The organism is Streptomyces sp. TS71-3, assembly GCF_018327685.1.
In the GTDB taxonomy this organism is placed as follows: Bacteria; Actinomycetota; Actinomycetes; order Streptomycetales; family Streptomycetaceae; genus Streptomyces.
Genome location: NZ_BNEL01000001.1, coordinates 2,348,642 through 2,373,097, shown reverse-complemented (window position 1 = coordinate 2,373,097; position 24,456 = coordinate 2,348,642). Strand labels below are relative to the sequence as shown.

Below are 24,456 nucleotides of genomic sequence, written 5' to 3'. Positions count from 1 at the left end.
GCAGCGGGCCGCCCGCGGACCATGGCAGAGGCCGGAGCCCCGGTGCTCACCGGAGCAACGGTCAGGGGGCCGGCCTCCGCCGGAAGGCCCGCGTCCGCTGGGAGCGCCGCTTTCGCTGGGAGCGCCGCGTCCTTCGGAAGGGGCGCTCCCAGCGGAAGGGTCGCGACCAGCCGAAGCCCCTCGTCCAGCGGAAGCGCCTCATCCGGCCGGAGACCCACATGCGGCTGGAGGCCGGCATCGCGCCGGCGGCCGGCATCCGGTTGGCTGCTGACATCGCGCCGGTGGCTGACGCCCGCTCTCCTGCCGTCAGCCGTACTGCTGCCGCGTGCCTCCGACGACCCCCCGGTGACCATCTCGCGTGACCCCGCCAAGGAGGCGGCCAGGCGGGAGCTGTCGAAGCGGATGTACCACGAGAACGACCCGGGCCTGCTGCACCGCCTGCTGAACCGCTTTCTGAGCTGGGTCCACCACCTCTTCAACGCGGCCTCGGGCGTCACTCCGGGGGGCGGGCTCGGGCTCTTCGTGGTCGTACTCCTCGTGCTGGCCCTTGCCTTGGCGCTCTGGTGGCGCCTGGGCACCCCTCGCCGGGCGCCGGCGTCCGCGGCACCGCTCTTCCACGACCGGCCGCGCAGCGCGGCGGAGCACCGCGCAACCGCCGAGGCACACGCGGCCCAAGGGCACTGGAACCAGGCCGTGCAGGAGCGGATGCGCGCCGTCGTGCGCGCCCTGGAAGAGCGTGCGCTGCTCGAACCGCGGCCCGGACGCACCGCCGACGAGGCGGCGGCGGAGGCAGCCCTGGCCCTCCCCACCCACGAGGACCGGCTGCGCGCCGCCGCACGGGACTTCGACGACGTCGCATACGGCGGCCGCAGCAGTGACGAGCCCGCGTACCGGCGCATGTCCGCGCTCGACGAGGACCTGGCCCGCGCCCGCCCCGCGCTCACCGGCGCCGGCGCGAGCAGCAACACCAGCAGCCACAGCACCACGAACCACTCCAGCACTTCCGCGCGGAGGACGCCCGAATGACCGGCACCTCCCCCGACCCGCAGCGAATGGCTCCGCGGCAGACCTCCGCACCGGAGTCCGCCGCCGCCCCGCAGCACACCTCCAACGGCCCAGGCACCGGCACGCCACCGCATCCGCCGACCGGCACAGCCGCCGCCCCACCCGGGCCCGGGGCACCCGGCACGGCACCTTCCACGAGCCCGCCCGGCCCCGCTCCTTCCCTGCCACCGCGCGGAGACGAGCCTTCCGGGACGACATCCACCGCCCCCACAACCCGGCGCGTCTGGTTCCGCGCACGCGGCATCGTCCTGGCGGCCCTGGTCCTGCTCGCCGCGGCGATCGTGATCGCCCTGGTCCGCTCGGACGCCCAGCACGGCCGGCTCGATCCCCGGTCCGCCGACCCGCTCGGCTCCCACGCCGTCGCCGCGCTCCTCGCCGAACGGGGCGTGTCCACCCGGACCGTCACCACGGTGGCGGAAGCGCGGGAGGCCACGGGCCCCGACACCACCCTGCTGGTGGCCGACCCGGATCTGCTGACGAACCGCCAGCAGCTGCAGCTGCGCACCGCGGTCACGGGCTCCGGCGGGCGTACCGTCCTCATCGCGCCGAGCGCGGCGTCGACCGGCAGGCTCGCCCCGCAGGTCAGCGCGGACCCGGCCCTGAGCATCGACTCGACGCTCACCCCCGGCTGCACCTTCCCGGCCGCCCGGCGCGCGGGCGCGGCCGACACGGGCGGGCTGCGCTACGACACGTCGTCCACGTCGTCCCCCACCGGGGACTCCTGCTACTTCAGCGACGGCCTGCCCACGCTCGTCCGTGTCCCGGACGCGGGCACGACCGGCGACACGGTCGTCCTCGGCGCGCCGGACATCCTCTACAACGACCGGCTCGACGCCCAGGGCAACGCCTCGCTCGCCCTGCAACTCCTCGGCTCCCGCCCCCATCTGGTCTGGTACCTCCCCTCGCTCTCCGACCCGGCCGCCGCCCCCGACACGGGCAGCCGCAGCTTCTACGACCTGATCCCCTCCGGCTGGCTCTGGGGCGCGCTGGAAGCAGCCGTCGCCGTCGCTCTCGCCGCCCTCTGGCGGGCCCGCCGCCTGGGCCCCCTGGTCCGCGAACGGCTCCCCGTCGCCATCCGCGCCTCCGAGGCGGCGGAGGGCCGCGCCCGCCTCTACCGCAAGGCCGACGCGCGCGACCGCGCCGCCGACTCCCTGCGCACCGCCACCCGCAACCGGCTTGCCCCCCTCATCGGCACTCCCCCTGCCCATGCGCACTCCCCCGAGGTACTACTCCCCGCCCTGGCCGCCCGGCTGGCCAGAGCCGAGCGCCCCGCAGGGCCGCCCGCTCCACCGGGCGCCCCGGAACGGGAACGGAACCTGCACGCACTCCTCTTCGGGCCGCCACCCCGCGACGACGCAGCACTCATCGCCCTCGCCGACAACCTCGACGCCCTCGAAGGAGAGGTACGCCATTCATGATGGACCCGACCACTGACAACGCCCCTCGCTTGGCCGACGCGGGCGACTCCCGCGCCCGTCTGGAGGCCCTGCGCACGGAGATCGCGAAAGCCGTGGTCGGCCAGGACCCCGCGGTCACGGGTCTGGTCGTGGCCCTGCTCTGCCGCGGCCACGTCCTCCTGGAAGGCGTCCCCGGCGTGGCGAAGACGCTCCTCGTGCGCACCCTCGCGGCCTCGCTCGCGGTCGACACGAAACGGGTCCAGTTCACCCCGGACCTCATGCCCAGCGACGTCACCGGGTCCCTCGTCTACGACGCGCGCACCGCGGAGTTCTCCTTCCAGCCGGGCCCCGTCTTCACCAACCTGCTGCTCGCCGACGAGATCAACCGCACACCGCCGAAGACCCAGTCGGCCCTGCTGGAGGCCATGGAGGAACACCAGGTCACGGTCGACGGCACGCCCCGCCCGCTGCCCGAGCCGTTCCTCGTCGCTGCCACCCAGATCCCGGTCGAGTACGAGGGCACCTACCCGCTCCCCGAGGCCCAGCTCGACCGTTTCCTCCTGAAGCTCCTCGTCCCGCTGCCCTCCCGCGACGACGAGATCGGGGTGCTGACACGCCATGTGGATGGCTTCGATCCGCACGACCTGCACACAGCCGGCGTGCGCCCCGTCGCCACTCCCGCACACCTCGAAGCGGCCAGGGACGCGGTCAGGCGCACATCCGTCTCGCAGGAGATCACCGGCTACGTGGTCGACCTGTGCCGCGCCACCCGCGAATCCCCGTCCGTCACGCTGGGCGTCTCACCCCGCGGGGCGACGGCCCTGCTCTCCACGGCCCGCGCCTGGGCCTGGCTGACCGGCCGCGACTACGTCATCCCCGACGACGTGAAGGCCCTGGCCCTGCCGACGCTCCGGCACCGCATCCAGTTGCGGCCCGAGGCCGAGATGGAGGGGGTCACGGCCGACTCGGTCATCAACGCGATCCTGTCGCACGTGCCCGTGCCCCGCTGACTCCGTCCCTCCGAACGTTCCCGTTCCCACCCCTACCGAGCCGCCCGCCCCACCGACCACCGCCCGAGGATCCATGGCCCTGACCGGACGCACCGCTCTGCTGGCGGCCCTCGCCGCCCTGCTCGTCGGCGTCTTCGCGCCGAGTTGGACCGGCATCCTCGCCGTGAACGTCCCGATCGTGCTGGCGTGCCTCTGCGACTTCACCCTGGCCGCTCCCGTGCGCCGCCTCGCATTCGTCCGCTCACCTGACACGGCGGTACGCCTCGGAGAATCCGTCGACACGACGCTCACCGTCACCAACCCGTCCGGCCGCCCGCTACGGGCCGTCCTGCGGGACGCCTGGCCCCCGAGCACCGGGGCAGAGGCGTCAGAGGACGGTTCGTCGCGCCACCGGCTGACGGTCGCCTCCGGCGAACGCCGCCGGGTCGTCACCCACTTGCGTCCCACGCGCCGCGGGGATCACCAGGCCGCCCGTGTCACAGTCCGTTCCTACGGTCCTCTGGGACTGCTCTGCCGTCAGGGCGGCCATCAGGTGCCGGGCACGCTGCGGGCCCTGCCGCCGTTCGACAGCCGCAAGCACCTGCCGTCCAAACTGGCCCGCCTGCGGGAGATGGACGGCCGCACGAGTGTCCTGACCCGCGGTGAGGGCACCGAGTTCGACAGCCTGCGCACGTACGTGCCGGGCGACGACACCCGTTCCATCGACTGGCGCGCCACCGCCCGCCAGTCCTCGGTCGCCGTCCGCACGTGGCGGCCTGAGCGGGACCGTCGCATCCTGCTCGTCCTGGACTCCGGCCGCACGTCCGCGGGCCGTGTCGGCGACGCACCGCGCCTCGACGCCGCGATGGACGCGGCGCTACTGCTGGCCACGCTCGCCTCGCGGGCGGGGGACCGGGTGGATCTACTGGCCTACGACCGCAGGGTCCGCGCCCTGGTGCAGGGCAAGACAGCGAACGACGTCCTGCCGGCGATGGTGAACGCGATGGCCGGCGTGGCACCCGAACTTGTGGAGACGGACGCACGCGGCCTCGTCTCCACGGTCCTGCGCACCGCTCCCCGGCATGCTCTCGTCGTGCTGCTGACCAGCCTCGAAGCGGCCCCGGTCGAAGAGGGCCTGCTTCCGGTACTGGGCCAGCTCACCCAACGGCACAACGTCCTCGTGGCCTCCGTAGCGGACCCGCACATCGCCCGCATGGCCGCTGGACGCGGTACCCCTGACGCGGTGTACGACGCGGCTGCGGCCGCGCAGGCCAAGGACGAGCGCAGGCACACCGCGGACCAGCTGAGGCGCCATGGCGTATCCGTGGTCGACGCCCTGCCGGATGCTCTGGCTCCGGAGCTGGCCGATGCCTACCTCGCCTTGAAGGCGTCCGGGAAGTTGTGAGTGCGGGCGGACGGGCGGCCGGCCTGTCCCTTGTCCTCTGGCTTCCCGGCGGGGAGAGGCGATGGCTACGGGGCAGCCGCCGCGCGGGCAATAACCCCGTAACCCCGTAAGCACAGAAGACCCCCGTACCGATCCGGTACGGGGGTCTTCTTCTAATAAGAGTTCGGCGGCGTCCTACTCTCCCACAGGGTCCCCCCTGCAGTACCATCGGCGCTGAAAGGCTTAGCTTCCGGGTTCGGAATGTAACCGGGCGTTTCCCTCACGCTATAACCACCGAAACACACACCACCAACCACCACACCCCCCACCCCATACGGGCAGAAGCATGTGTGTGGTTGTTCGTGGTTTCAGAACCAACACAGTGAACGCGAGCACCTGAGGACAAGCCCTCGGCCTATTAGTACCAGTCACCTCCACCCCTCACAGGGCTTCCAGACCTGGCCTATCAACCCAATCGTCTACTGGGAGCCTTACCCCATCAAGTGGGTGGGAGCCCTCATCTCGAAGCAGGCTTCCCGCTTAGATGCTTTCAGCGGTTATCCCTCCCGAACGTAGCCAACCAGCCATGCCCTTGGCAGAACAACTGGCACACCAGAGGTTCGTCCGTCCCGGTCCTCTCGTACTAGGGACAGCCCTTCTCAAGACTCCTACGCGCACAGCGGATAGGGACCGAACTGTCTCACGACGTTCTAAACCCAGCTCGCGTACCGCTTTAATGGGCGAACAGCCCAACCCTTGGGACCGACTCCAGCCCCAGGATGCGACGAGCCGACATCGAGGTGCCAAACCATCCCGTCGATATGGACTCTTGGGGAAGATCAGCCTGTTATCCCCGGGGTACCTTTTATCCGTTGAGCGACGGCGCTTCCACAAGCCACCGCCGGATCACTAGTCCCGACTTTCGTCCCTGCTCGACCCGTCAGTCTCACAGTCAAGCTCCCTTGTGCACTTACACTCAACACCTGATTACCAACCAGGCTGAGGGAACCTTTGGGCGCCTCCGTTACCCTTTAGGAGGCAACCGCCCCAGTTAAACTACCCATCAGACACTGTCCCTGATCCGGATCACGGACCCAGGTTAGACATCCAGCACGACCAGAGTGGTATTTCAACAACGACTCCACGAACACTGGCGTGCCCGCATCACAGTCTCCCACCTATCCTACACAAGCCGAACCGAACACCAATATCAAACTATAGTAAAGGTCCCGGGGTCTTTCCGTCCTGCTGCGCGAAACGAGCATCTTTACTCGTACTGCAATTTCACCGGGCCTATGGTTGAGACAGTCAAGAAGTCGTTACGCCATTCGTGCAGGTCGGAACTTACCCGACAAGGAATTTCGCTACCTTAGGATGGTTATAGTTACCACCGCCGTTTACTGGCGCTTAAGTTCTCAGCCTCGCCCACCCGAAAGTGAGCTAACCGGTCCCCTTAACGTTCCAGCACCGGGCAGGCGTCAGTCCGTATACATCGCCTTACGGCTTCGCACGGACCTGTGTTTTTAGTAAACAGTCGCTTCTCGCTGGTCTCTGCGGCCACCCCCAGCTCAGACAGCACGTGCCATCACCGGGAATGGCCCCCCTTCTCCCGAAGTTACGGGGGCATTTTGCCGAGTTCCTTAACCATAGTTCACCCGAACGCCTCAGTATTCTCTACCAGACCACCTGAGTCGGTTTAGGGTACGGGCCGCCACAAAACTCGCTAGAGGCTTTTCTCGACAGCATAGGATCATCCACTTCACCACAATCGGCTCGGCATCAGGCCTCACCCACAAGCCAGGCGGATTTACCTACCTGACGGGCTACACCCTTACCCCGGGACAACCACCGCCCGGGATGGACTACCTTCCTGCGTCACCCCATCACTCACCTACTAACCGCTTGGACCGGCGGCTCCACCACTTTCCCCGACGGTAAACCGGCAGGGAACGGCTTCACGGCCTTAGCATCACGATGCTCGATGTTTGACGCTTCATAGCGGGTACCGGAATATCAACCGGTTATCCATCGACTACGCCTGTCGGCCTCGCCTTAGGTCCCGACTTACCCTGGGCAGATCAGCTTGACCCAGGAACCCTTAGTCAATCGGCGCACACGTTTCCCACGTGTGAATCGCTACTCATGCCTGCATTCTCACTCGTGAACCATCCACAACTACCTTCCGGCGCTGCTTCACCCGGCACACGACGCTCCCCTACCCATCACGACCTCCGTTGGGAGTAATATCGCAATGACACGACTTCGGCGGTATGCTTGAGCCCCGCTACATTATCGGCGCGGAATCACTAGACCAGTGAGCTATTACGCACTCTTTCAAGGATGGCTGCTTCTAAGCCAACCTCCTGGTTGTCTCTGCGACTCCACATCCTTTCCCACTTAGCACACGCTTAGGGGCCTTAGTCGATGCTCTGGGCTGTTTCCCTCTCGACCATGGAGCTTATCCCCCACAGTCTCACTGCCGCGCTCTCACTTACCGGCATTCGGAGTTTGGCTAAGGTCAGTAACCCGGTAAGGCCCATCGCCTATCCAGTGCTCTACCTCCGGCAAGAAACACACGACGCTGCACCTAAATGCATTTCGGGGAGAACCAGCTATCACGGAGTTTGATTGGCCTTTCACCCCTAACCACAGGTCATCCCCCAGGTTTTCAACCCTGGTGGGTTCGGTCCTCCACGACCTCTTACAGCCGCTTCAACCTGCCCATGGCTAGATCACTCCGCTTCGGGTCTTGAACACGCTACTCAACGCCCTCTTCGGACTCGCTTTCGCTACGGCTCCCCCACAACAGGTTAACCTCGCAACATGCCGCAAACTCGCAGGCTCATTCTTCAAAAGGCACGCAGTCACGACTAACAGGAACAAATCCCGTCAGCGACGCTCCCACGGCTTGTAGGCACACGGTTTCAGGTACTATTTCACTCCCCTCCCGGGGTACTTTTCACCATTCCCTCACGGTACTATCCGCTATCGGTCACCAGGGAATATTTAGGCTTAGCGGGTGGTCCCGCCAGATTCACACAGGATTTCTCGGGCCCCATGCTACTCGGGAAACTCTCAAACAAGTCGCAGACATTTCAGCTACGGGGGTCTTACCCTCTACGCCGGGCCTTTCGCATGCCCTTCGCCTACATCCACGATTTCTAACTTGCCTCACGACCGGCAGATCATGAAAGAAAGCTCCCACAACCCCCAAGACGCAACCCCTGCCGGGTCTCACACGCCCAAGGTTTAGCCTCATCCAGTTTCGCTCGCCACTACTCCCGGAATCACGGTTGTTTTCTCTTCCTGCGGGTACTGAGATGTTTCACTTCCCCGCGTTCCCTCCACACTGCCTATGAGTTCAGCAGCGGGTGACAGCCCATAACGACTGCCGGGTTACCCCATTCGGACACCCCCGGATCAAAGCTCGGTTGACAGCTCCCCGGGGCCTATCGCGGCCTCCCACGTCCTTCATCGGTTCCTGGTGCCAAGGCATCCACCGTGCGCCCTTAAAAACTTGGCCACAGATGCTCGCGTTCACTGTGCAGTTCTCAAACAACGACCAACCACCCACCACCCCAAGCAACAGCCTGAGTTCACCGGGGCCGGCAACCGAAAACACAACCACCACGTGGCCGTGCCCTCAGACACCCAACAGCGTGCTCAACACCTCAAGCCCTCGTAGTCCACGTTCCACGCCTCACAAGGAAGCAGTACTAGCGGCCCGAGCCGACTCAAGATGCCGAATAGTCAACGTTCCACCCATGAGCGAACCAGCATCGAACACTCGCCGATGTACTGGCCTCTGCGTCGGTCTAAGCCGACGTGGAGTGCTCCTTAGAAAGGAGGTGATCCAGCCGCACCTTCCGGTACGGCTACCTTGTTACGACTTCGTCCCAATCGCCAGTCCCACCTTCGACGACTCCCTCCCACAAGGGGTTGGGCCACCGGCTTCGGGTGTTACCGACTTTCGTGACGTGACGGGCGGTGTGTACAAGGCCCGGGAACGTATTCACCGCAGCAATGCTGATCTGCGATTACTAGCGACTCCGACTTCATGGGGTCGAGTTGCAGACCCCAATCCGAACTGAGACCGGCTTTTTGAGATTCGCTCCACCTCACGGCATCGCAACTCATTGTACCGGCCATTGTAGCACGTGTGCAGCCCAAGACATAAGGGGCATGATGACTTGACGTCGTCCCCACCTTCCTCCGAGTTGACCCCGGCGGTCTCCCGTGAGTCCCCAGCACCACAAGGGCCTGCTGGCAACACGGGACAAGGGTTGCGCTCGTTGCGGGACTTAACCCAACATCTCACGACACGAGCTGACGACAGCCATGCACCACCTGTACACCGACCACAAGGGGGACCGTGTCTCCACGGTTTTCCGGCGTATGTCAAGCCTTGGTAAGGTTCTTCGCGTTGCGTCGAATTAAGCCACATGCTCCGCCGCTTGTGCGGGCCCCCGTCAATTCCTTTGAGTTTTAGCCTTGCGGCCGTACTCCCCAGGCGGGGCACTTAATGCGTTAGCTGCGGCACGGACGACGTGGAATGTCGCCCACACCTAGTGCCCACCGTTTACGGCGTGGACTACCAGGGTATCTAATCCTGTTCGCTCCCCACGCTTTCGCTCCTCAGCGTCAGTATCGGCCCAGAGATCCGCCTTCGCCACCGGTGTTCCTCCTGATATCTGCGCATTTCACCGCTACACCAGGAATTCCGATCTCCCCTACCGAACTCAAGCATGCCCGTATCGACTGCAGACCCGGAGTTAAGCCCCGGGCTTTCACAACCGACGCGACACGCCGCCTACGAGCTCTTTACGCCCAATAATTCCGGACAACGCTTGCGCCCTACGTATTACCGCGGCTGCTGGCACGTAGTTAGCCGGCGCTTCTTCTGCAAGTACCGTCACCCTAAGGCTTCTTCCCTGCTGAAAGAGGTTTACAACCCGAAGGCCGTCATCCCCCACGCGGCGTCGCTGCATCAGGCTTGCGCCCATTGTGCAATATTCCCCACTGCTGCCTCCCGTAGGAGTCTGGGCCGTGTCTCAGTCCCAGTGTGGCCGGTCGCCCTCTCAGGCCGGCTACCCGTCGTCGCCTTGGTAGGCCATCACCCCACCAACAAGCTGATAGGCCGCGGGCCCATCCTTCACCGCCGGAGCTTTCCACACCAGAAGATGCCTCCCAGTGTCCTATCCGGTATTAGACCCCGTTTCCAGGGCTTGTCCCAGAGTGAAGGGCAGATTGCCCACGTGTTACTCACCCGTTCGCCACTAATCCCCGACCGAAGCCGGATCATCGTTCGACTTGCATGTGTTAAGCACGCCGCCAGCGTTCGTCCTGAGCCAGGATCAAACTCTCCGTGAATGTCTTCCCACCAACGGTGGGTCACACATCACGAGAGCGGTGCAGGAAGCGGAATACAACTTCCCGCACACAGCGTCCTCGCTGTGTTCTTGTTACTTCAAAGGAACCACGTCACCACAAAGACCCAATGCAAGCATCTTCGGGTAGACGGGGTATCAACATATCTGGCGTTGACTTTTAGCACGCTGTTGAGTTCTCAAGGAACGGACACTTCCTTCGTACTCACCACGAAAACCTACTTCGCGGCTTTCCTCCGGGCGTTTCCCTTCGGTGTTTCCGACTTTATCAGAAGTTCTGAGTCGGACTTCCCTGCCCTCCCGGGACCTCTGGGTCCCTCGTGGTGAGGGCCCATCAGGCTTCCCGTTGGGGCGGAGTCGAAAACATACTGGAGCGGGGCGCCTCGATGCAAATCGAGGCGCCCCGCTCCCAGTTGGTGGCCGATGGGTACCGGCCAGGGTCAGACCTCCACCACGACGGGGAGGATCATCGGACGGCGGCGGTAGGTGTCGGAGACCCACTTGCCGAGCGTCCGCCGTACCAGCTGCTGGAGCTGATGGGGTTCGACCACGCCGTCCTGGGCCGAGCGCTCCAGGACTTCCTCGATCTTCGGGATGACGGCGCCGAAGGCGGCATCGTCGATGCCCGAGCCGCGGGCCTGGACGTACGGCCCGCCCGTGATCTTGCCGGTGGAGGAGTCCACCACCACGAAGACCGAGATGATGCCCTCGTCTCCGAGGATGCGGCGGTCCTTCAGCGACGTCTCGTTGACGTCGCCCACCGAGAGGCCGTCCACGTAGACGTAGCCCGCCTGGACCTTGCCCGCGATCTTCGCCTTGCCCTCGACGAGGTCGACGACCACGCCGTCCTCGGCGATGACGATGCGGTCGTGGGGTACACCGGTGAGCGCGCCCAGCTCGGCGTTGGCGCGTAGGTGGCGCCACTCCCCGTGTACCGGCATCAGGTTCCGGGGCCGGCAGATGTTGTAGAAGTAGAGCAGTTCGCCGGCCGAGGCATGGCCGGAAACATGCACCTTCGCATTGCCCTTGTGGATGACGTTCGCGCCCCACCGGGTCAGGCCGTTGATCACGCGGTAGACGGCGTTCTCGTTGCCCGGGATGAGGGAGGACGCCAGGATCACCGTGTCGCCCTCGACGATGCGGATCTGGTGGTCGCGGCTGGCCATCCGGGACAGCGCCGCCATGGGCTCGCCCTGGGAGCCGGTGCAGACGAGGACGACCTGTTCGTCCGGCAGGTCGTCGAGCGTCTTGACGTCCACGACCAGCCCCGGGGGCACCCGCAGGTAGCCCAGGTCCCGGGCGATGCCCATGTTGCGGACCATGGAACGGCCGACGAAGGCGACCCGGCGGCCGTACTCGTGGGCCGCGTCCAGGATCTGCTGGATGCGGTGCACATGGCTGGCGAAGCTCGCCACGATGATCCGCTTGCGCGCGTTCGCGAAGACCTGGCGCAGCACCTGGGAGATGTCACGCTCGTGCGGGGTGAACCCGGGCACCTCGGCGTTGGTGGAGTCGGCGAGGAGGAGGTCGATGCCCTCCTCGCTGAGCCGGGCGAAGGCGTGCAGGTCGGTGAGGCGGCTGTCCAGCGGGAGCTGGTCCATCTTGAAGTCGCCGGTGTGCACGACCATGCCCGCCGGGGTGCGGATGGCCACCGCGAGCGCGTCGGGAATCGAGTGGTTGACCGCGACGAACTCGCAGTCGAAGGGTCCGATCCGCTCGCGCTGCCCCTCTGCGACCTCCAGGGTGTACGGGCGGATGCGGTGCTCCTGGAGCTTGGCCTCGATCAGGGCGAGGGTCAGCTTGGAGCCGATCAGCGGGATGTCCTCCTTCTCCCGGAGGAGAAAGGGGACACCGCCGATGTGGTCCTCGTGGCCGTGGGTGAGGACGATGCCCTCGATGTCGTCGAGGCGGTCCCTGAGCGACGAGAAGTCCGGCAGGATCAGATCGATTCCGGGCTGCTCCTCCTCGGGGAAGAGCACTCCGCAGTCGACGATCAGCAGACGGCCGTCGTACTCGAAGACGGTCATGTTGCGGCCGATTTCGCCGAGGCCGCCCAGCGGGGTGACACGCAGGCCACGGGCGGGCAGCTTCGGCGGCGAGCCGAGTTCAGGATGCGGATGACTCAAAAGACTCTCCTCACCATGCGCGCCACGTACCTATGGGGCACGTGGCGCGCATGACGTTCGTGCAGTGGGTCGTCGGTGGAATGCCAGGGTTCTCACCCTGGTGCGATCAGGGCCGGGCCCTGTGCGTGATGTCCGGAGCGTGTGTCCGGTGGTCGTCGGGGTTGTGCGCGTTCATCGGGTTCGTGCGTATTCAGTTGTGAAGTCCTGGTGGGTGGCGGCCCGGCGGAGCCTTGTCTCGGGGCCGGGCCGGCGCGTTCCCTCTTTGCCGTACCCCTTTACAGCTGTACCCCGCCTGCGGCCAGGTCGAGCTTGAGCTGGGCGGTCTCCTCGGCGGACAGCTCGACGAGCGGCAGGCGCAGCGGCCCGGCGGGCAGGCCCTGGAGGCCGAGGGCCGCCTTGGTCGTGATGACGCCCTGGGTGCGGAACATGCCGGTGAAGACGGGCAGCAACTTCTGGTGGATCTCGGTGGCCTTCTGGACGTCACCGGTGGTGAACGCCTCCAGCATGGCGCGCAGCTCGGGGGTGACCACATGGCCGACCACGGAGACGAAGCCGATGGCGCCCACCGAGAGCAGCGGAAGGTTGAGCATGTCGTCGCCGGAGTACCAGGCCAGGCCGGAGCGGGCGATGGCCCAGCTCGCGCGTCCGAGGTCGCCCTTGGCGTCCTTGTTCGCGACGATCCTGGGGTGCTCCGCGAGGCGGACGATCGTCTCCGTGTTGATGGGCACACCGCTGCGGCCCGGGATGTCGTAGAGCATCACCGGCAGGTCGGTGGCGTCAGCGATCGCCGTGAAGTGCTGGTAGAGGCCCTCCTGCGGGGGCTTGTTGTAGTACGGCGTGACCGTCAGCAGGCCGTGGGCTCCGACCTGCTCGGCGCCGTGGGCCAGCTCGATGCTGTGGCGGGTGTCGTTGGTACCGACGCCGGCGACGACGTGGGCGCGGTCGCCGACCGCCGCGACGACCGCCCGCACCAGCTCCGTTTTCTCCGCGTTGGTGGTCGTGGGGGACTCGCCGGTGGTGCCGTTGACGACCAGGCCGTCGTTCCCGGCGTCGACCAGGTGGGTGGCGAGCCGCTGTGCGCCGTCGAGGTCAAGAGCGCCGTCCGCTGTGAACGGCGTGACCATGGCGGTGAGGACCCGCCCGAAGGGGATCTGCGGAGTGGAGGTCGGAGCCATGGGTAATACGCTACTCGCTGCTCAGCGCGCGGTCCCCCCTCGGGGGACGCGCCCGGGCGGACAGGGTGGGCCCGACGCCGCCGGAAGGGCCACGTCAGGGCGGGGAACAAGGGTGGAGCCCGGCACTGCCTGCTCGGGGGTTCAAGCAGTGCCGGACCCGTCAAATCAGGCTAGATGACTATCACTAAATACCGCAATACGGACAGTTCGCCCGGCTGAACCAGCAGGCCGGGCGCCCTGTGCCGGAGCTCCGCATCGCCTAGGGCGCCACCCGGCCATTGGTGTTGAACGCGGCGTGCGTCAGGGGCATCAGGCGGGCCCAGTGCTCCTCCATCCGCTCCCCCACCATCTCGATCTCGCGCTGCGGGAAGGACGGGACCTTGGCCGCCTCGTGCTGGGTGCGCAGGCCGAGGAAGTGCATCAGCGAGCGGGCGTTGCAGGTGGCGTACATCGACGAGAAGAGGCCGACCGGCAGCACCGAGCGGGCCACCTCCCTGGCGACGCCCGCGGCGAGCATCTCCTGGTAGGCCTCGTAGGACTGGCGGTAGGAGTCCTCCATGGCGCCGACGGTCAGCTCGTGCTGCTCCTGGCTGCCGGAGACGAAGACGTACTTCCCCGGGCGGCCCTCCTGCACCAGCTTGCGGGAGGCGCCGGGCACGTAGAAGACCGGTTCGAGGCGGCGGTAGCGGCCCGATTCCTCGTTGTACGACCACCCGACGCGGTGCCGCATGAACTCGCGGAAGACGAAGATCGGGGCGCTGATGAAGAAGGTCATCGAGTTGTGCTCGAAGGGGCTGCCGTGCCGGTCCCGCATCAGGAAGTTGATCAGGCCCTTGGAGCGCTCCGGGTCCTTCTTCAGCTCGTCGAGCGACTGCTCGCCCGCCGTGGAGACACGGGCGGCCCAGAGCACGTCGGAATCGTTCGCGGCGTGCTTCACGAGCTCGACGGTGATGTCGCTGCGGAAGCTCGGTTTGGGGTCGTCGGCGGGTGCGTCGGTCACGGCTTCGGGTCCTTCCGCTCTTGTCTCGGGCGCGGCCCACTCTACGGTTCGGCACTGACAGCGGAGCCTGGCCGCGGGTGGCGTGCACCGCGTCCGCCGGGCGCTTTATACAGGTCCGTACGGCTGTGAACAGCGGCGAAGACGGCGATCCTCTGCGAAGATGGTTGATCACACACGAAAATCTCCGAAACGGGCACCTTCCATCGGTTTCGAGCGTCTACAGGGGTAGCGGCGCTCTGTTCGAGGCGCCCTGGCGTTCCATGCATCCGAGGAGAAGCAGTCCAATGTCCCGCCGGCGCGAGCCCATCCCCTTCGCCTCCATCGTCGAGGCCGACCGGTTCCGCAGCAATGTCGCTCCGCCGCCGCGCGGCCGGGCCAGCGCAGGGCAGATGGCCGGGCGCGTGCTGCTGGGGCTGACCGTGGTCGCCGGGCTCGTCGGCTCCGTGCTCATCGGCCTGCCGGCCCTCTCGTCGCACCAGCCCGCTTCGCACGTGCACCAGTCCGAGGCGCAGACGGGCGCCGGGCAGGGCCGCTGACCCCTCTCCCGCTGTGCCCATGCCGCGGGGGTCTTTCGCCAGGCCCCGCGGTGTGGGCGGCCCCCAGGGTGGTGGCCCGGAGGACCGCTGGATAGCCTCACCGGACAGCCCTGCGTGGATTGAGTGAGGATCAGCCGTGCCCCTGCCCTTCCTGACGGCCGACCGCGCGTTCGACGAGGCGTCCGCTGATGTCGTGCTGCCGGTCGACGACCCTGACCGCTGGCGCCGCCCCTACCGGCCCGGCCCCTGGCGGGTCGGCCTTGCGGCGGTGCTCCTGCTGCTGTCCTCATTTGTGCTGGTGGCAGCCGTGATCATCGCCTTTGCTGGGACGCTCACCGGTGGCACCGCATGCGCCGGCCTCGCCCTGCTGATCATCATTGGCGCCCTCAGGCTGCTCCGGATGGGCACCTGGGTGAGCAGGCACGGGCTGCGCCGCGTCGCCTTCTTCTCGACCCGCACGATGCCGTGGGGGCAGGTGCTCGGCATACGCACCGTTCAGCAGCCGGTGCGCTGGCTGGGCATGCCGCGCACGGTGCAGGGGCAGGCGCTGGTCCTCGTCCGCTCGGGCCGGCAGGATGAGCCGGAGGCGCTGCTCACCTCGCACGACGGGGACTTTCTGCGGCGTCCTGAGGCGTTCGAGCGGGCGTCGGACACGGTGGAGGCTTGGGCCGCGGAGTACGGGGCGCCCTGATGGGCGCGGGCGGCCGGTGCGGGGTTCCCCGGGTTCCTCAGGCACCCGGGCCCGGACTCGCCTGCGGCGGGCCACCCGGAGTGTGCCTCTTGCGGTCTTTCGCTTGGCCAGCGGTCGGGTGTGGTTTTTCGCGCAGTTCCCCGCCAGTGCCTGCGGCGGGCCCGGCCGGTTGGATCCTGCCCCTTGCGGTCCGTCGCTTGGCCAGCGGGCTGTCGTGGCTGATCGCGCAGTTCCCCGCGCCCCTTCCTTGATCGCCTGCGGCGAGCCCCCGTCAGGGGCTGCCCCTTGCGGTGTCTCGCTTGGGCAGCGGTTGGTCCTGGTTGCTCGCGCAGTTCCCCGCGCCCCTTTCATGAACGCCTGCGGCGAGCCCCCATCACGACCTGCCCCCACGGCTCCTCACTCGACCACCGGCCCGCCCTGGCTGCTCGCGCAGTTCCCCGCGCCCCTTTCATGAACGCCTGCGGCGAGCCCCCATCACGACCTGCCCCCACGGCTCCTCACTCGACCACCGGCCCGCCCTGGCTGCTCGCGCAGTTCCCCGCGCCCCTTTCATGAACGCCTGCGGCGAGCCCCCATCACGACCTGCCCCCACGGCTCCTCACTCGACCACCGGCCCGCCCTGGTACCCCCTCGCGAAGCGCCTTCAAGGGGCGCGGGGAACTGCGCGCTCAGCCACCCCACACCTGAGGTGTGCCGCCGGGGTCAGGGCTCAGGAACGGGCGCGAGGCGTCCGGAGAGGGGCGCGGGGAACTGCGCAACCAGCCACAGCAGGCCCCCGCTGTGTCACCGGCCACCACCACCCCGGCCCTCGCGGAGCGCAATCGCTCGCTGTATCGCCCAGCGCGCCCGTGGCGTGTCGCGGGCGTCTCGGTATGCGACCGCCAGGTGGAACCAGCAGCGCCAGTCGTCCGGGGTGCGTTCCGTTTCCGCCTTGCGGAGGCGGAAGACCGCGTCGGCGGTCTCCCGGTCGGGGCGGGGTCGGCAGGGCGCCCGTACCGGCTCGCCCGAAGCCGGGCCGCCCCCCGCGGCCACCTCGGCCGCCAGCCTGTTCGCGCGCCGTACGAAGCGCGTGTTCTGCCACAGGAACCACAGGCCGAGCATCGGCAGGACCAGTACGGCGGCGCCGAAGACGACCGTGAGCGGGGTGCCGTGGCGGAGCAGCAGGACGCCGCGGCTGCCGGCCAGGACCAGGTAGCCGATGAGGGCGGCGGCCGTGATCGCGTAGGTCGCCTTCGCACGCATCGCAGTCACCGTCCGGTATCCGGTGTGAGGGCGGCCGGGGGGCCGGGAAGGTCAGACGTCGAGGTCGAGGAAGTGTTCCAGACCGTAGGTGAGGCCCGGGGTGTCCACCACGCGGCGTGCCGCGAGCAGGATGCCCGGCATGAAGCTGCTGTGGTGCAGCGAGTCGTGCCGGATGGTGAGGGTCTCGCCCTCGCCACCGAGCAGCACCTCCTGGTGGGCTAGGAGGCCGCGCAGCCGTACCGAGTGCACGGGGACGCCGTCGACGCTCGCGCCGCGGGCGCCGTCCAGGGCGGTGACCGTCGCGTCCGGTGCCGGGGCGCTGCCCGCTTCGGCGCGGGCCTTGGCGACGAGCTGCGCGGTGCGGGCGGCGGTGCCGCTGGGGGCGTCGGCCTTCTTGGGGTGGTGCAGCTCGATGACCTCGACGGACTCGAAGTACGGCGCGGCCGCCTCGGCGAACTTCATCGTGAGCACCGCTCCGATGGAGAAGTTCGGCGCCACGAGGACGCCCGTCCCCGGGGAGGCGTCGAGCCAGCCGGTGAGCCGGGCGAGGCGCTCGTCGGTCCACCCCGTGGTGCCGACCACGGCGTGCACGCCGTTCCTGACGCAGAAGTCGAGGTTGTCCATGACCGACGCCGGGCTGGTCAGCTCGATGGCGACCTGGGCGCCGGCCTCGGTGATCGCCTCCAGGGCGTCGTCCTTCTCGACCTCGGCGACCAGGTCCATGTCCTCGGCGGCCTCGACTGCCCGGGCCGCCGCGGAGCCGATCCGGCCCTGGGCGCCGAGCACCGCCACGCGCAGCTTGCTCATTCCTTGATCCTTGTCGGTACGGGCCCCGGGCGCCACCGGTGTGCCTGCTGGACGCGCACGGGGGCCTGCGGATGCGCACGGCGGGCCCGGCGCCCGGCACGAGGTCGTGCCGGGCGCGGGGCGCCGACGGGCGGCGGGCCGGGCCGCCGGGAGGTGGCGGCCCGGGTGCGGCTAGGCGACGGCGTCGTCCAGCCGGGCTGCCTGCTTGTCCTTGAGCGGGCCGATGACGGAGAGCGAGGGGCGGTGGCTGAGCAGGTCACGGGCGACGCCGCGGACGTCGTCGGGGGTGACCGCGGATATCCGGGAGAGCATCTCGTCCACGGACATCTGCTCGCCCCAGCACAGCTCGCTCTTGCCGATCCGGTTCATCAGCGCGCCGGTGTCCTCTAGACCGAGGACGGTGGAGCCGGAGAGCTGGCCGACGGCACGGGCGATCTCGTCGTCGGTCAGTCCGTTCTGCGCGACCTGGTCGAGCTCGTTGCGGCAGATCTTCAGCACGTCGTGCACCTGGCTCGGCCGGCAGCCCGCGTAGACGCCGAACAGGCCGCAGTCCGCGAAGCCGGAGGTGTAGGAGTAGACGCTGTAGGCGAGCCCCCGCTTCTCGCGGACCTCCTGGAAGAGGCGGGAGGACATGCCGCCGCCGAGCGCGGTGTTGAGCACGCCGAGGGCCCAACGGCGGTCGTCGGTGCGGGGCAGGCCCGGCACGCCGAGGACGACGTGCGCCTGCTCGGTCTTGCGGTTCAGCAGCTCCACACGGCCGGAGGTGCGCACGGAACGGCTGCCGTCGCGCGGGGCGAGCGGCTCGGCGTCGGCGCGGGTGAGGGAGCCCGCCGCGTCGAAGGCCGTGCTGACCTGGCGCACCACGTCGTCGTGGTCGATGTTGCCCGCCGCGGCCACCACCAGGTGGGTGGGGTCGTAGTGCCGCTTGTAGAAGCGGCGGATGCGGTCGGCGGTGAGGGCGTTGACCGTGTCGACGGTGCCCAGGACCGGGCGGCCCAGCGGGGTGTCGCCGAGCATGGTGTGCGCGAAGAGGTCGTGCACGCAGTCGCTGGGGTCGTCCTCGGTCATCGCGATCTCTTCGAGGATCACGCCGCGCTCGGCGTCGACGTCCTCCGGGAGGATCAGCGAGCCGGTCAGCATGTCGCAGACGACGTCGATGGCGAGAGGGAGGTCGGTGTCGAGCACGCGCGCGTAGTAGCACGTGTACTCCTTGGCCGTGAAGGCGTTCATCTCGCCGCCGACGGCGTCGATGGCGGCGGAGATGTCCAGCGCGGAGCGCTTGCCGGTGCCCTTGAAGAGCAGGTGCTCCAGGTAGTGGGTGGCGCCGTTCAGGGCGGGGGTCTCGTCGCGGGAGCCGACGTGCGACCAGATGCCGAACGTCGCGGAGCGTACGGAAGGCAGGGTCTCGGTGACCACGCGCAGGCCGCCGGGCAGGATCGTGCGGCGGACCGTGCCGATGCCGTCCTTGCCCTCGAGCAGGGTTTGGGTATGGGCGACGGCCCGCACCTGGGAATCGGTGCGGGCCGTCGCCGTGGAGCTACGGGACGTCACTTGGTGGCATCGTCCTTCTGGTCGTTCCGCTGGGATTCGCCGTCGGCGTCGTCCTCACCCTCGCCCTCGATCACGGGGATCAGGGAGAGCTTGCCGCGGGAGTCGATCTCGGCGATCTCGACCTGGACCTTGTGGCCCACGCCGAGGACGTCGTCCACATTCTCCACCCGCTTGCCGCCGGCGAGCTTGCGGATCTGCGAGATGTGCAGCAGACCGTCCTTGCCGGGCAGCAGGGAGACGAAGGCACCGAAGGTGGTGGTCTTCACGACCGTGCCGAGGTAGCGCTCGCCGACCTCCGGCATGGTCGGGTTGGCGATGCCGTTGATCGTGGTGCGGGCGGCCTCGGCGGAGGGGCCGTCGGCGGCACCGATGTAGATGGTGCCGTCGTCCTCGATCGTGATGTCCGCGCCGGTGTCCTCCTGGATCTGGTTGATCATCTTGCCCTTGGGGCCGATGACCTCACCGATCTTGTCCACCGGGATCTTGACGGTGATGATCCGCGGGGCGTTCGGGGACATCTCGTCGGGACGGTCGATGGCCTCCATCATCACGTCGAGGATGTGCAGCCGGGCGTCGCGGGCCTGCTTGAGTGCGGCGGCCAGCACGGAGGCCGGGATGCCGTCCAGCTTGGTGTCGAGCTGGAGGGCGGTGACGAAGTTCTTCGTGCCGGCGACCTTGAAGTCCATGTCGCCGTACGCGTCCTCGGCGCCGAGGATGTCCGTGAGGGTGACATAGTGCGTCTCGCCCTCGATCTCCTGCGAGATCAGACCCATGGCGATACCGGCGACCGGAGCCTTCAGCGGGACACCGGCGTTCAGCAGGGACATGGTGGAGGCGCAGACGGAGCCCATGGACGTCGAGCCGTTCGACCCGAGGGCCTCGGAGACCTGCCGGATCGCGTAGGGGAACTCCTCGCGGGCGGGCAGCACCGGCACGAGCGCGCGCTCGGCGAGCGCGCCATGGCCGATCTCGCGGCGCTTCGGGGAGCCGACGCGGCCGGTCTCGCCGGTGGAGTAGGGCGGGAAGTTGTAGTTGTGCATGTAGCGCTTGCGGGTCACCGGGGAGAGGGTGTCCAGCTGCTGCTCCATGCGGAGCATGTTCAGCGTGGTGACGCCGAGGATCTGGGTCTCGCCGCGCTCGAAGAGCGCCGAGCCGTGCACCCGCGGGATGGCCTCGACCTCGGCGGCGAGCGTACGGATGTCCGTGATGCCACGGCCGTCGATACGCTTCTTCTCCTTGATCACGCGCTCGCGCACCAGCTGCTTGGTGAGCGCGCGGTAGGCGCCGGAGATCTCCTTCTCGCGGCCCTCGAACTGCGGGAGCAGCTTCTCGGCGGCGAGGCTCTTGACGCGGTCGAGCTCGGCTTCGCGCTCCAGCTTGCCCGCGATGGTGAGCGCGGAGGCCAGCTCGTCGCGCACGGCGGTGGTGAGCGCCTCCAGGACGTCGTCCTGGTAGTCGAGGAAGATCGGGAACTCGCCGGTCGGCTTGGCGGCCTTCACGGCGAGGTCCGCCTGCGCCTTGCAGAGGACCTTGATGAAGGGCTTGGCGGCCTCCAGGCCGGCGGCGACGACCTCCTCGGTCGGCGCCTCGGACCCGCTGTCGACCAGCTTGATCGTCTGCTCGGTGGCCTCCGCCTCGACCATCATGATCGCGACGTCGCCGTCCTCCAGGACGCGGCCGGCGACGACCATGTCGAAGACGGCCTCTTCGAGCTCGGTGTGGGTGGGGAAGGCCACCCACTGGCCCTTGATCAGGGCGACGCGGGTGCCGCCGATCGGGCCCGAGAAGGGCAGGCCGGCGAGCTGCGTGGACGCGGACGCGGCGTTGATCGCGACGACGTCGTAGAGGTGGTCGGGGTTGAGCGCCATGATCGTCTCGACGATCTGGATCTCGTTGCGCAGGCCCTTCCTGAAGGAGGGGCGCAGCGGGCGGTCGATCAGGCGGCAGGTGAGGATGGCGTCCTCGGAGGGACGGCCCTCACGGCGGAAGAAGGATCCGGGGATCTTTCCGGCCGCGTACATGCGCTCCTCGACGTCCACCGTGAGCGGGAAGAAGTCGAGCTGGTCCTTGGGGTTCTTGGACACGGTGGTCGCGGACAGCACCATCGTGTCGTCGTCCAGGTACGCCACGGCGGAGCCGGCGGCCTGCTTGGCCAGGCGGCCCGTCTCGAAGCGGATGGTTCGGGTGCCGAAGGAGCCGTTGTCGATGACGGCCTCGGCGTAGTGGGTCTCGTTCTCCACCAGCACATTCTCCGTTTGTCTCTGCTGTCCCCGCCCGGGTGGCGGGGACCTGCGGAGAAGCGCGCCTTGTGTGCTGGCCGGTCTTCGATCGAAGCACCCGGGGTGCTGCCCCGGGGGCCACTACCGAGGACCGGCGGCGGCTGGGGTGCGCTCCTCCTCGTCGTTTGGCTTGTTCAGTTGTCTTCTGTGGCGCCCGGAGCGTGTCCGGGCGCCGACGTCCTGTGGACCAGACTACAAAGCGGCGCAGACACCGCGCACGTGCCGCGTGAGGACCGGCCGCGCGATGCGCGCGCCGCCGGGCTCCGCCGCGGCTTCGCGGCCCGTCCTTTGCCGTGGCCCTCCCGGGGTCCGGCGCCCTGCGGAGCGCCGGTGTGCCGCCCGGGTACGGCTATGCGAAGGGAGCGGCTCCCGGTGGCGGGAACCGCTCCCTGTGGGGCGTACTACCTCGCGCCCGCGGCGCCGCGGCGGATGCCCAGGCGGTCGACGAGCGCCCGGAAGCGCTGGATGTCCTTCTTGGCCAGGTACTGGAGCAGGCGACGGCGCTGGCCGACCAGGATCAGCAGACCACGGCGGGAGTGGTGGTCGTGCTTGTGCGTCTTGAGGTGCTCGGTGAGGTCCGAGATCCGGCGCGAGAGCAGGGCGACCTGGACCTCGGGGGAGCCGGTGTCACCCTCCTTGGTGGCGAACTCGGTCATGATCTGCTTCTTCGTGGCGGTGTCGAGCGACACGCGTACTCCTTGCTGTCGGTTCGTCGTCAGACGGCCACCGAGTGCCCCTGGTCTTGATCTCAGGGGAGCTTCCGTGACTCGGGAGGCGGGGATCCGCTGGGCGTCGCCTCCAGATCCTTCGGGTACGGGATCCGGCGGCGCGTACACAAACGGCCGGTGACAGGCTACCAGTCGTACGGAGGCGGCCCGTCACCGGCCGTGATCCGACCGCTGCGGCGGGCGCGGCGGGCGGCTCGTGGTGCGGTGGGCTGATCGTGGTGAGGTGGGTGGTGCGGGCGGTCCTTGCGGGCTGTCCCGGCTGTCCTATTAGAGGGATCGTACGGCCGACTGCCAGTGCACCGGCGCGTGCGGGCCGGCCCCCGCGGGCGGTCAGCTCGTCATGGCGCGCGCCGAGGCGTAGACGTCGAAGACGGCGAGCGTCAGCGGCACCAGCGTCAGCAGGACGAAGCCCTCGGCGATCTCCAGGAAGCGGCCCCAGAAGGGGCTGATGCCCTTGTTCGGGATGATCAGGCCGATGGCGGTGGTCAGCGCGGTGACCGCGGCGATCACCGCGGCGAGCCACACCGTGCGGAAGTCCAGCCCGCTGCTGTCGCCCTCCAGGGCGCGCCGGATCAGGGTCAGCGGGGGGTTGAGGCAGAGCCCGAGGCCGAGCAGCAGCAGCGCGCCGAGGCCGGCGGCCAGCGCGGCGGCGACCTGCGCGGTGTAGCGGAACAGCCGGGCGCGCATGATCATGGCGAGGCCGGTGGCGCAGGCGAGGAGCTGGCCCCAGACGCTGTCGGAGAAGCCGAGCACCGCCGCGGCGCCGACGGCGAGGAGCGCGCAGCCGCCGACGAGGCCGACCAGCAGCTCGTGGCCGCGCCGCGCCTGGGCCCCGATGCGGTCGGCGTCGACCGGCTCCTGCGGGCCGGGGTCGGCGGCGCCGCCCGCGGGCGTGGCGTGCGGGGACTCGAAGCCGATGGGCAGCCGCGCGAACCGCATCGAGAGCCCCGGCAGGAACGCCAGCGCGCCGACCGCGACCGGCGCGCAGACGGAAGCGGTCTCGACCGGTGCCAGGTCGGAGAGGGTGGCGATGAAGACGGTGATCACGCCGATGCCGGAGGCGAAGACGAACGCCACGAAGGGGCTGTCGCCGCCGGGCGAGAGGACGGTGAGCACCACGGCGGCGATCAGTACGGCGGCGCACGCCAGCAGGAACTGCAGCCGGCCGATGCCCTCGTGCGTGCCGAGCGGCAGCAGTCCGGAACCGGCGACCGCCAGGTTGGGCAGCGCGCCGAGGCCGAGGGCGACGGCCGAGCCACGGTCGTCGTAGATCCGGGCCCGCACGGCGGCGAGGGTGATCAGGAGGACGCCGGCGACGGTGGCGAGGATCCCGGACAGGCCGTGCATGTCGTGCAGCGGCTGGGAGGTCCACAGGACGAAGGCGAGCAGGGCCGGCAGCACGCCCCCGGCGACCAGGCCGGCGCCGCGGGTGAGCGTCTCGTTCCACAGGGTGCTGTCACGGGAGACCGCGGAGGCGACCGCGTCGGAGACGTCGTCGTAGACCGCCGGCGGCAGCGACTCGGCGAAGGGGCGCATGCTCAGCAGCTCGCCGTCGAGGACGCCCTGCGCGGCGAAGGTGCGGGCGCTGTCGAGGACCGTGCCGTCGCGGCGCACCAGGTGGTAGCCGACGGGCGCGCTCTCGGCGGGGCTCTGCGCGGAGAGCCGCAGCACCTCGGGGTAGAGGTCGGCGACGGGCACGTCGTCGGGCAGCGCGACGTCGACGCGGCTGTCGGGGGCGACGATGGTGACGCGGCAGAAGCCGAGTTCCGATCTGACGCGGGACTGTGCTGCCGGTCCCGGGCCGCCCGTTGCGGCACTTGCCGTCGAGGACACCACGCTCACCTGTTATTCCCCCTCATGGGTCACGGGTCCCTGGGCCTCGCCCGTCGAGGACCGCCTGCCGGGCCTGCGCGGGGCCGGCCGTCCCGGTCCCGTTGCCGCGGCCCCGGGCGGACGGCCGGCAGGGGACCGCGGGCCATCTGCCCGGACCCGGTGGCTCTTTCGCGCCTGCGCGGACGTGCGGGCGACACCCTACCGTCCGCTTCCCCGCTCATATGTCAGTAGGATCGCACGGCGCATCGGCGTCCGTCAGAACACGT

The 24,456-nt window shown here is 68.5% G+C and carries 15 protein-coding genes and 3 rRNA genes; 6 read left to right on the top strand and 12 right to left on the bottom strand.

Features of this window, described 5'->3' with window-relative positions; translation table 11 throughout:
- Positions 1 to 264: 264 nt before the first annotated feature.
- From Sm713_RS09690 to Sm713_RS09675, 4 genes are all read left to right on the top strand, one after another.
- Positions 265 to 1,026 carry a DUF4129 domain-containing protein gene (locus Sm713_RS09690; RefSeq protein ID WP_374196039.1) on the top strand — a complete coding sequence of 254 codons (762 nt, stop codon included), beginning with the start codon at positions 265 to 267 and terminating at the stop codon, positions 1,024 to 1,026.
- Positions 1,023 to 2,483, top strand: a complete 1,461-nt coding sequence (locus Sm713_RS09685) for a DUF4350 domain-containing protein (RefSeq protein ID WP_249416194.1) — start codon at positions 1,023 to 1,025, stop codon at positions 2,481 to 2,483. Before Sm713_RS09690 ends, Sm713_RS09685 begins: the two co-directional genes overlap by 4 nt.
- Positions 2,483 to 3,472, top strand: coding sequence for a MoxR family ATPase (locus Sm713_RS09680; RefSeq protein ID WP_212911898.1), 990 nt, complete (start codon positions 2,483 to 2,485; stop codon positions 3,470 to 3,472). The genes Sm713_RS09685 and Sm713_RS09680 overlap by 1 nt, the downstream gene beginning before the upstream one ends.
- Positions 3,473 to 3,545: 73 nt before the next feature.
- Complete coding sequence (locus tag Sm713_RS09675) at positions 3,546 to 4,856, top strand: DUF58 domain-containing protein (protein WP_212909232.1); 1,311 nt, start codon at positions 3,546 to 3,548, stop codon at positions 4,854 to 4,856.
- Between the two features lie 161 nt (positions 4,857 to 5,017).
- On the opposite strand, the gene rrf is transcribed toward Sm713_RS09675, so the two are convergent.
- The 6 genes from rrf to thyX all read right to left on the bottom strand — a co-directional run bounded on the left by rrf (position 5,018) and on the right by thyX (position 14,523).
- Positions 5,018 to 5,134: ribosomal RNA gene (gene rrf / locus Sm713_RS09670) — 5S ribosomal RNA — on the bottom strand.
- 99 nt (positions 5,135 to 5,233) lie between these two features.
- A 23S ribosomal RNA gene (locus Sm713_RS09665) occupies positions 5,234 to 8,358 on the bottom strand.
- Between the two features lie 318 nt (positions 8,359 to 8,676).
- Positions 8,677 to 10,205 (bottom strand): 16S ribosomal RNA (locus Sm713_RS09660).
- Together the 16S, 23S and 5S rRNA genes form the textbook arrangement of a ribosomal RNA operon.
- A 457-nt stretch (positions 10,206 to 10,662) precedes the next feature.
- On the bottom strand, positions 10,663 to 12,348 hold the full coding sequence (locus Sm713_RS09655) for a ribonuclease J (protein WP_212909231.1): 1,686 nt from the start codon (positions 12,346 to 12,348) through the stop codon (positions 10,663 to 10,665).
- A 275-nt stretch (positions 12,349 to 12,623) separates the two neighbouring features.
- A complete protein-coding gene (dapA, locus tag Sm713_RS09650) occupies positions 12,624 to 13,523 on the bottom strand; it encodes a 4-hydroxy-tetrahydrodipicolinate synthase (protein WP_212909230.1) in 900 nt (299 codons plus the stop codon).
- A 259-nt stretch (positions 13,524 to 13,782) separates the two neighbouring features.
- Complete coding sequence (gene thyX, locus Sm713_RS09645) at positions 13,783 to 14,523, bottom strand: FAD-dependent thymidylate synthase (RefSeq protein ID WP_212909229.1); 741 nt, start codon at positions 14,521 to 14,523, stop codon at positions 13,783 to 13,785.
- Positions 14,524 to 14,807: 284 nt separating this feature from the next.
- Here thyX and Sm713_RS09640 point away from each other — a divergent pair, with 284 nt between their 5' ends.
- Positions 14,808 to 15,059: a hypothetical protein gene (locus Sm713_RS09640; RefSeq protein WP_212909228.1), complete on the top strand. Its 252-nt coding sequence runs from the start codon at positions 14,808 to 14,810 to the stop codon at positions 15,057 to 15,059.
- A gap of 136 nt (positions 15,060 to 15,195) precedes the next feature.
- The gene (locus tag Sm713_RS09635) at positions 15,196 to 15,750 is read left to right on the top strand and encodes a PH domain-containing protein (RefSeq protein ID WP_212909227.1); all 555 of its coding nucleotides are present in this window, start codon (positions 15,196 to 15,198) and stop codon (positions 15,748 to 15,750) included.
- A 783-nt stretch (positions 15,751 to 16,533) separates the two neighbouring features.
- Here Sm713_RS09635 and Sm713_RS09630 read toward each other — a convergent pair.
- The 6 genes from Sm713_RS09630 to eccD form a co-directional block, all read right to left on the bottom strand.
- On the bottom strand, positions 16,534 to 16,992 hold the full coding sequence (locus Sm713_RS09630; RefSeq protein ID WP_212909226.1) for a hypothetical protein: 459 nt from the start codon (positions 16,990 to 16,992) through the stop codon (positions 16,534 to 16,536).
- A 51-nt stretch (positions 16,993 to 17,043) separates the two neighbouring features.
- Positions 17,044 to 17,799 (bottom strand): 4-hydroxy-tetrahydrodipicolinate reductase, encoded by a 756-nt coding sequence (dapB, locus tag Sm713_RS09625; protein WP_212909225.1) that lies wholly within the window; start codon positions 17,797 to 17,799, stop codon positions 17,044 to 17,046.
- 171 nt (positions 17,800 to 17,970) lie between these two features.
- Complete coding sequence (locus tag Sm713_RS09620) at positions 17,971 to 19,350, bottom strand: pitrilysin family protein (protein ID WP_212909224.1); 1,380 nt, start codon at positions 19,348 to 19,350, stop codon at positions 17,971 to 17,973.
- Positions 19,347 to 21,590 (bottom strand): polyribonucleotide nucleotidyltransferase, encoded by a 2,244-nt coding sequence (locus Sm713_RS09615; protein ID WP_212909223.1) that lies wholly within the window; start codon positions 21,588 to 21,590, stop codon positions 19,347 to 19,349. Before Sm713_RS09615 ends, Sm713_RS09620 begins: the two co-directional genes overlap by 4 nt.
- 440 nt (positions 21,591 to 22,030) lie before the next feature.
- Positions 22,031 to 22,318, bottom strand: coding sequence for a 30S ribosomal protein S15 (gene rpsO / locus Sm713_RS09610; protein ID WP_212909222.1), 288 nt, complete (start codon positions 22,316 to 22,318; stop codon positions 22,031 to 22,033).
- 369 nt (positions 22,319 to 22,687) lie between these two features.
- Positions 22,688 to 24,190, bottom strand: coding sequence for a type VII secretion integral membrane protein EccD (gene eccD / locus Sm713_RS09605; RefSeq protein WP_374196038.1), 1,503 nt, complete (start codon positions 24,188 to 24,190; stop codon positions 22,688 to 22,690).
- Positions 24,191 to 24,456 lie beyond the last annotated feature (266 nt).

Coding starts and splice junctions, on each gene's coding strand:
- dapA (WP_212909230.1), bottom strand. CDS start 13,523: ATGGCTCCGACCTCCACTCCGCAGATCCCCTTCGGGCGGGTCCTCACC.
- dapB (WP_212909225.1), bottom strand. CDS start 17,799: ATGAGCAAGCTGCGCGTGGCGGTGCTCGGCGCCCAGGGCCGGATCGGC.
- Sm713_RS09630 (WP_212909226.1), bottom strand. CDS start 16,992: ATGCGTGCGAAGGCGACCTACGCGATCACGGCCGCCGCCCTCATCGGC.
- Sm713_RS09675 (WP_212909232.1), top strand. CDS start 3,546: ATGGCCCTGACCGGACGCACCGCTCTGCTGGCGGCCCTCGCCGCCCTG.
- Sm713_RS09680 (WP_212911898.1), top strand. CDS start 2,483: ATGGACCCGACCACTGACAACGCCCCTCGCTTGGCCGACGCGGGCGAC.
- Sm713_RS09640 (WP_212909228.1), top strand. CDS start 14,808: ATGTCCCGCCGGCGCGAGCCCATCCCCTTCGCCTCCATCGTCGAGGCC.
- Sm713_RS09685 (WP_249416194.1), top strand. CDS start 1,023: ATGACCGGCACCTCCCCCGACCCGCAGCGAATGGCTCCGCGGCAGACC.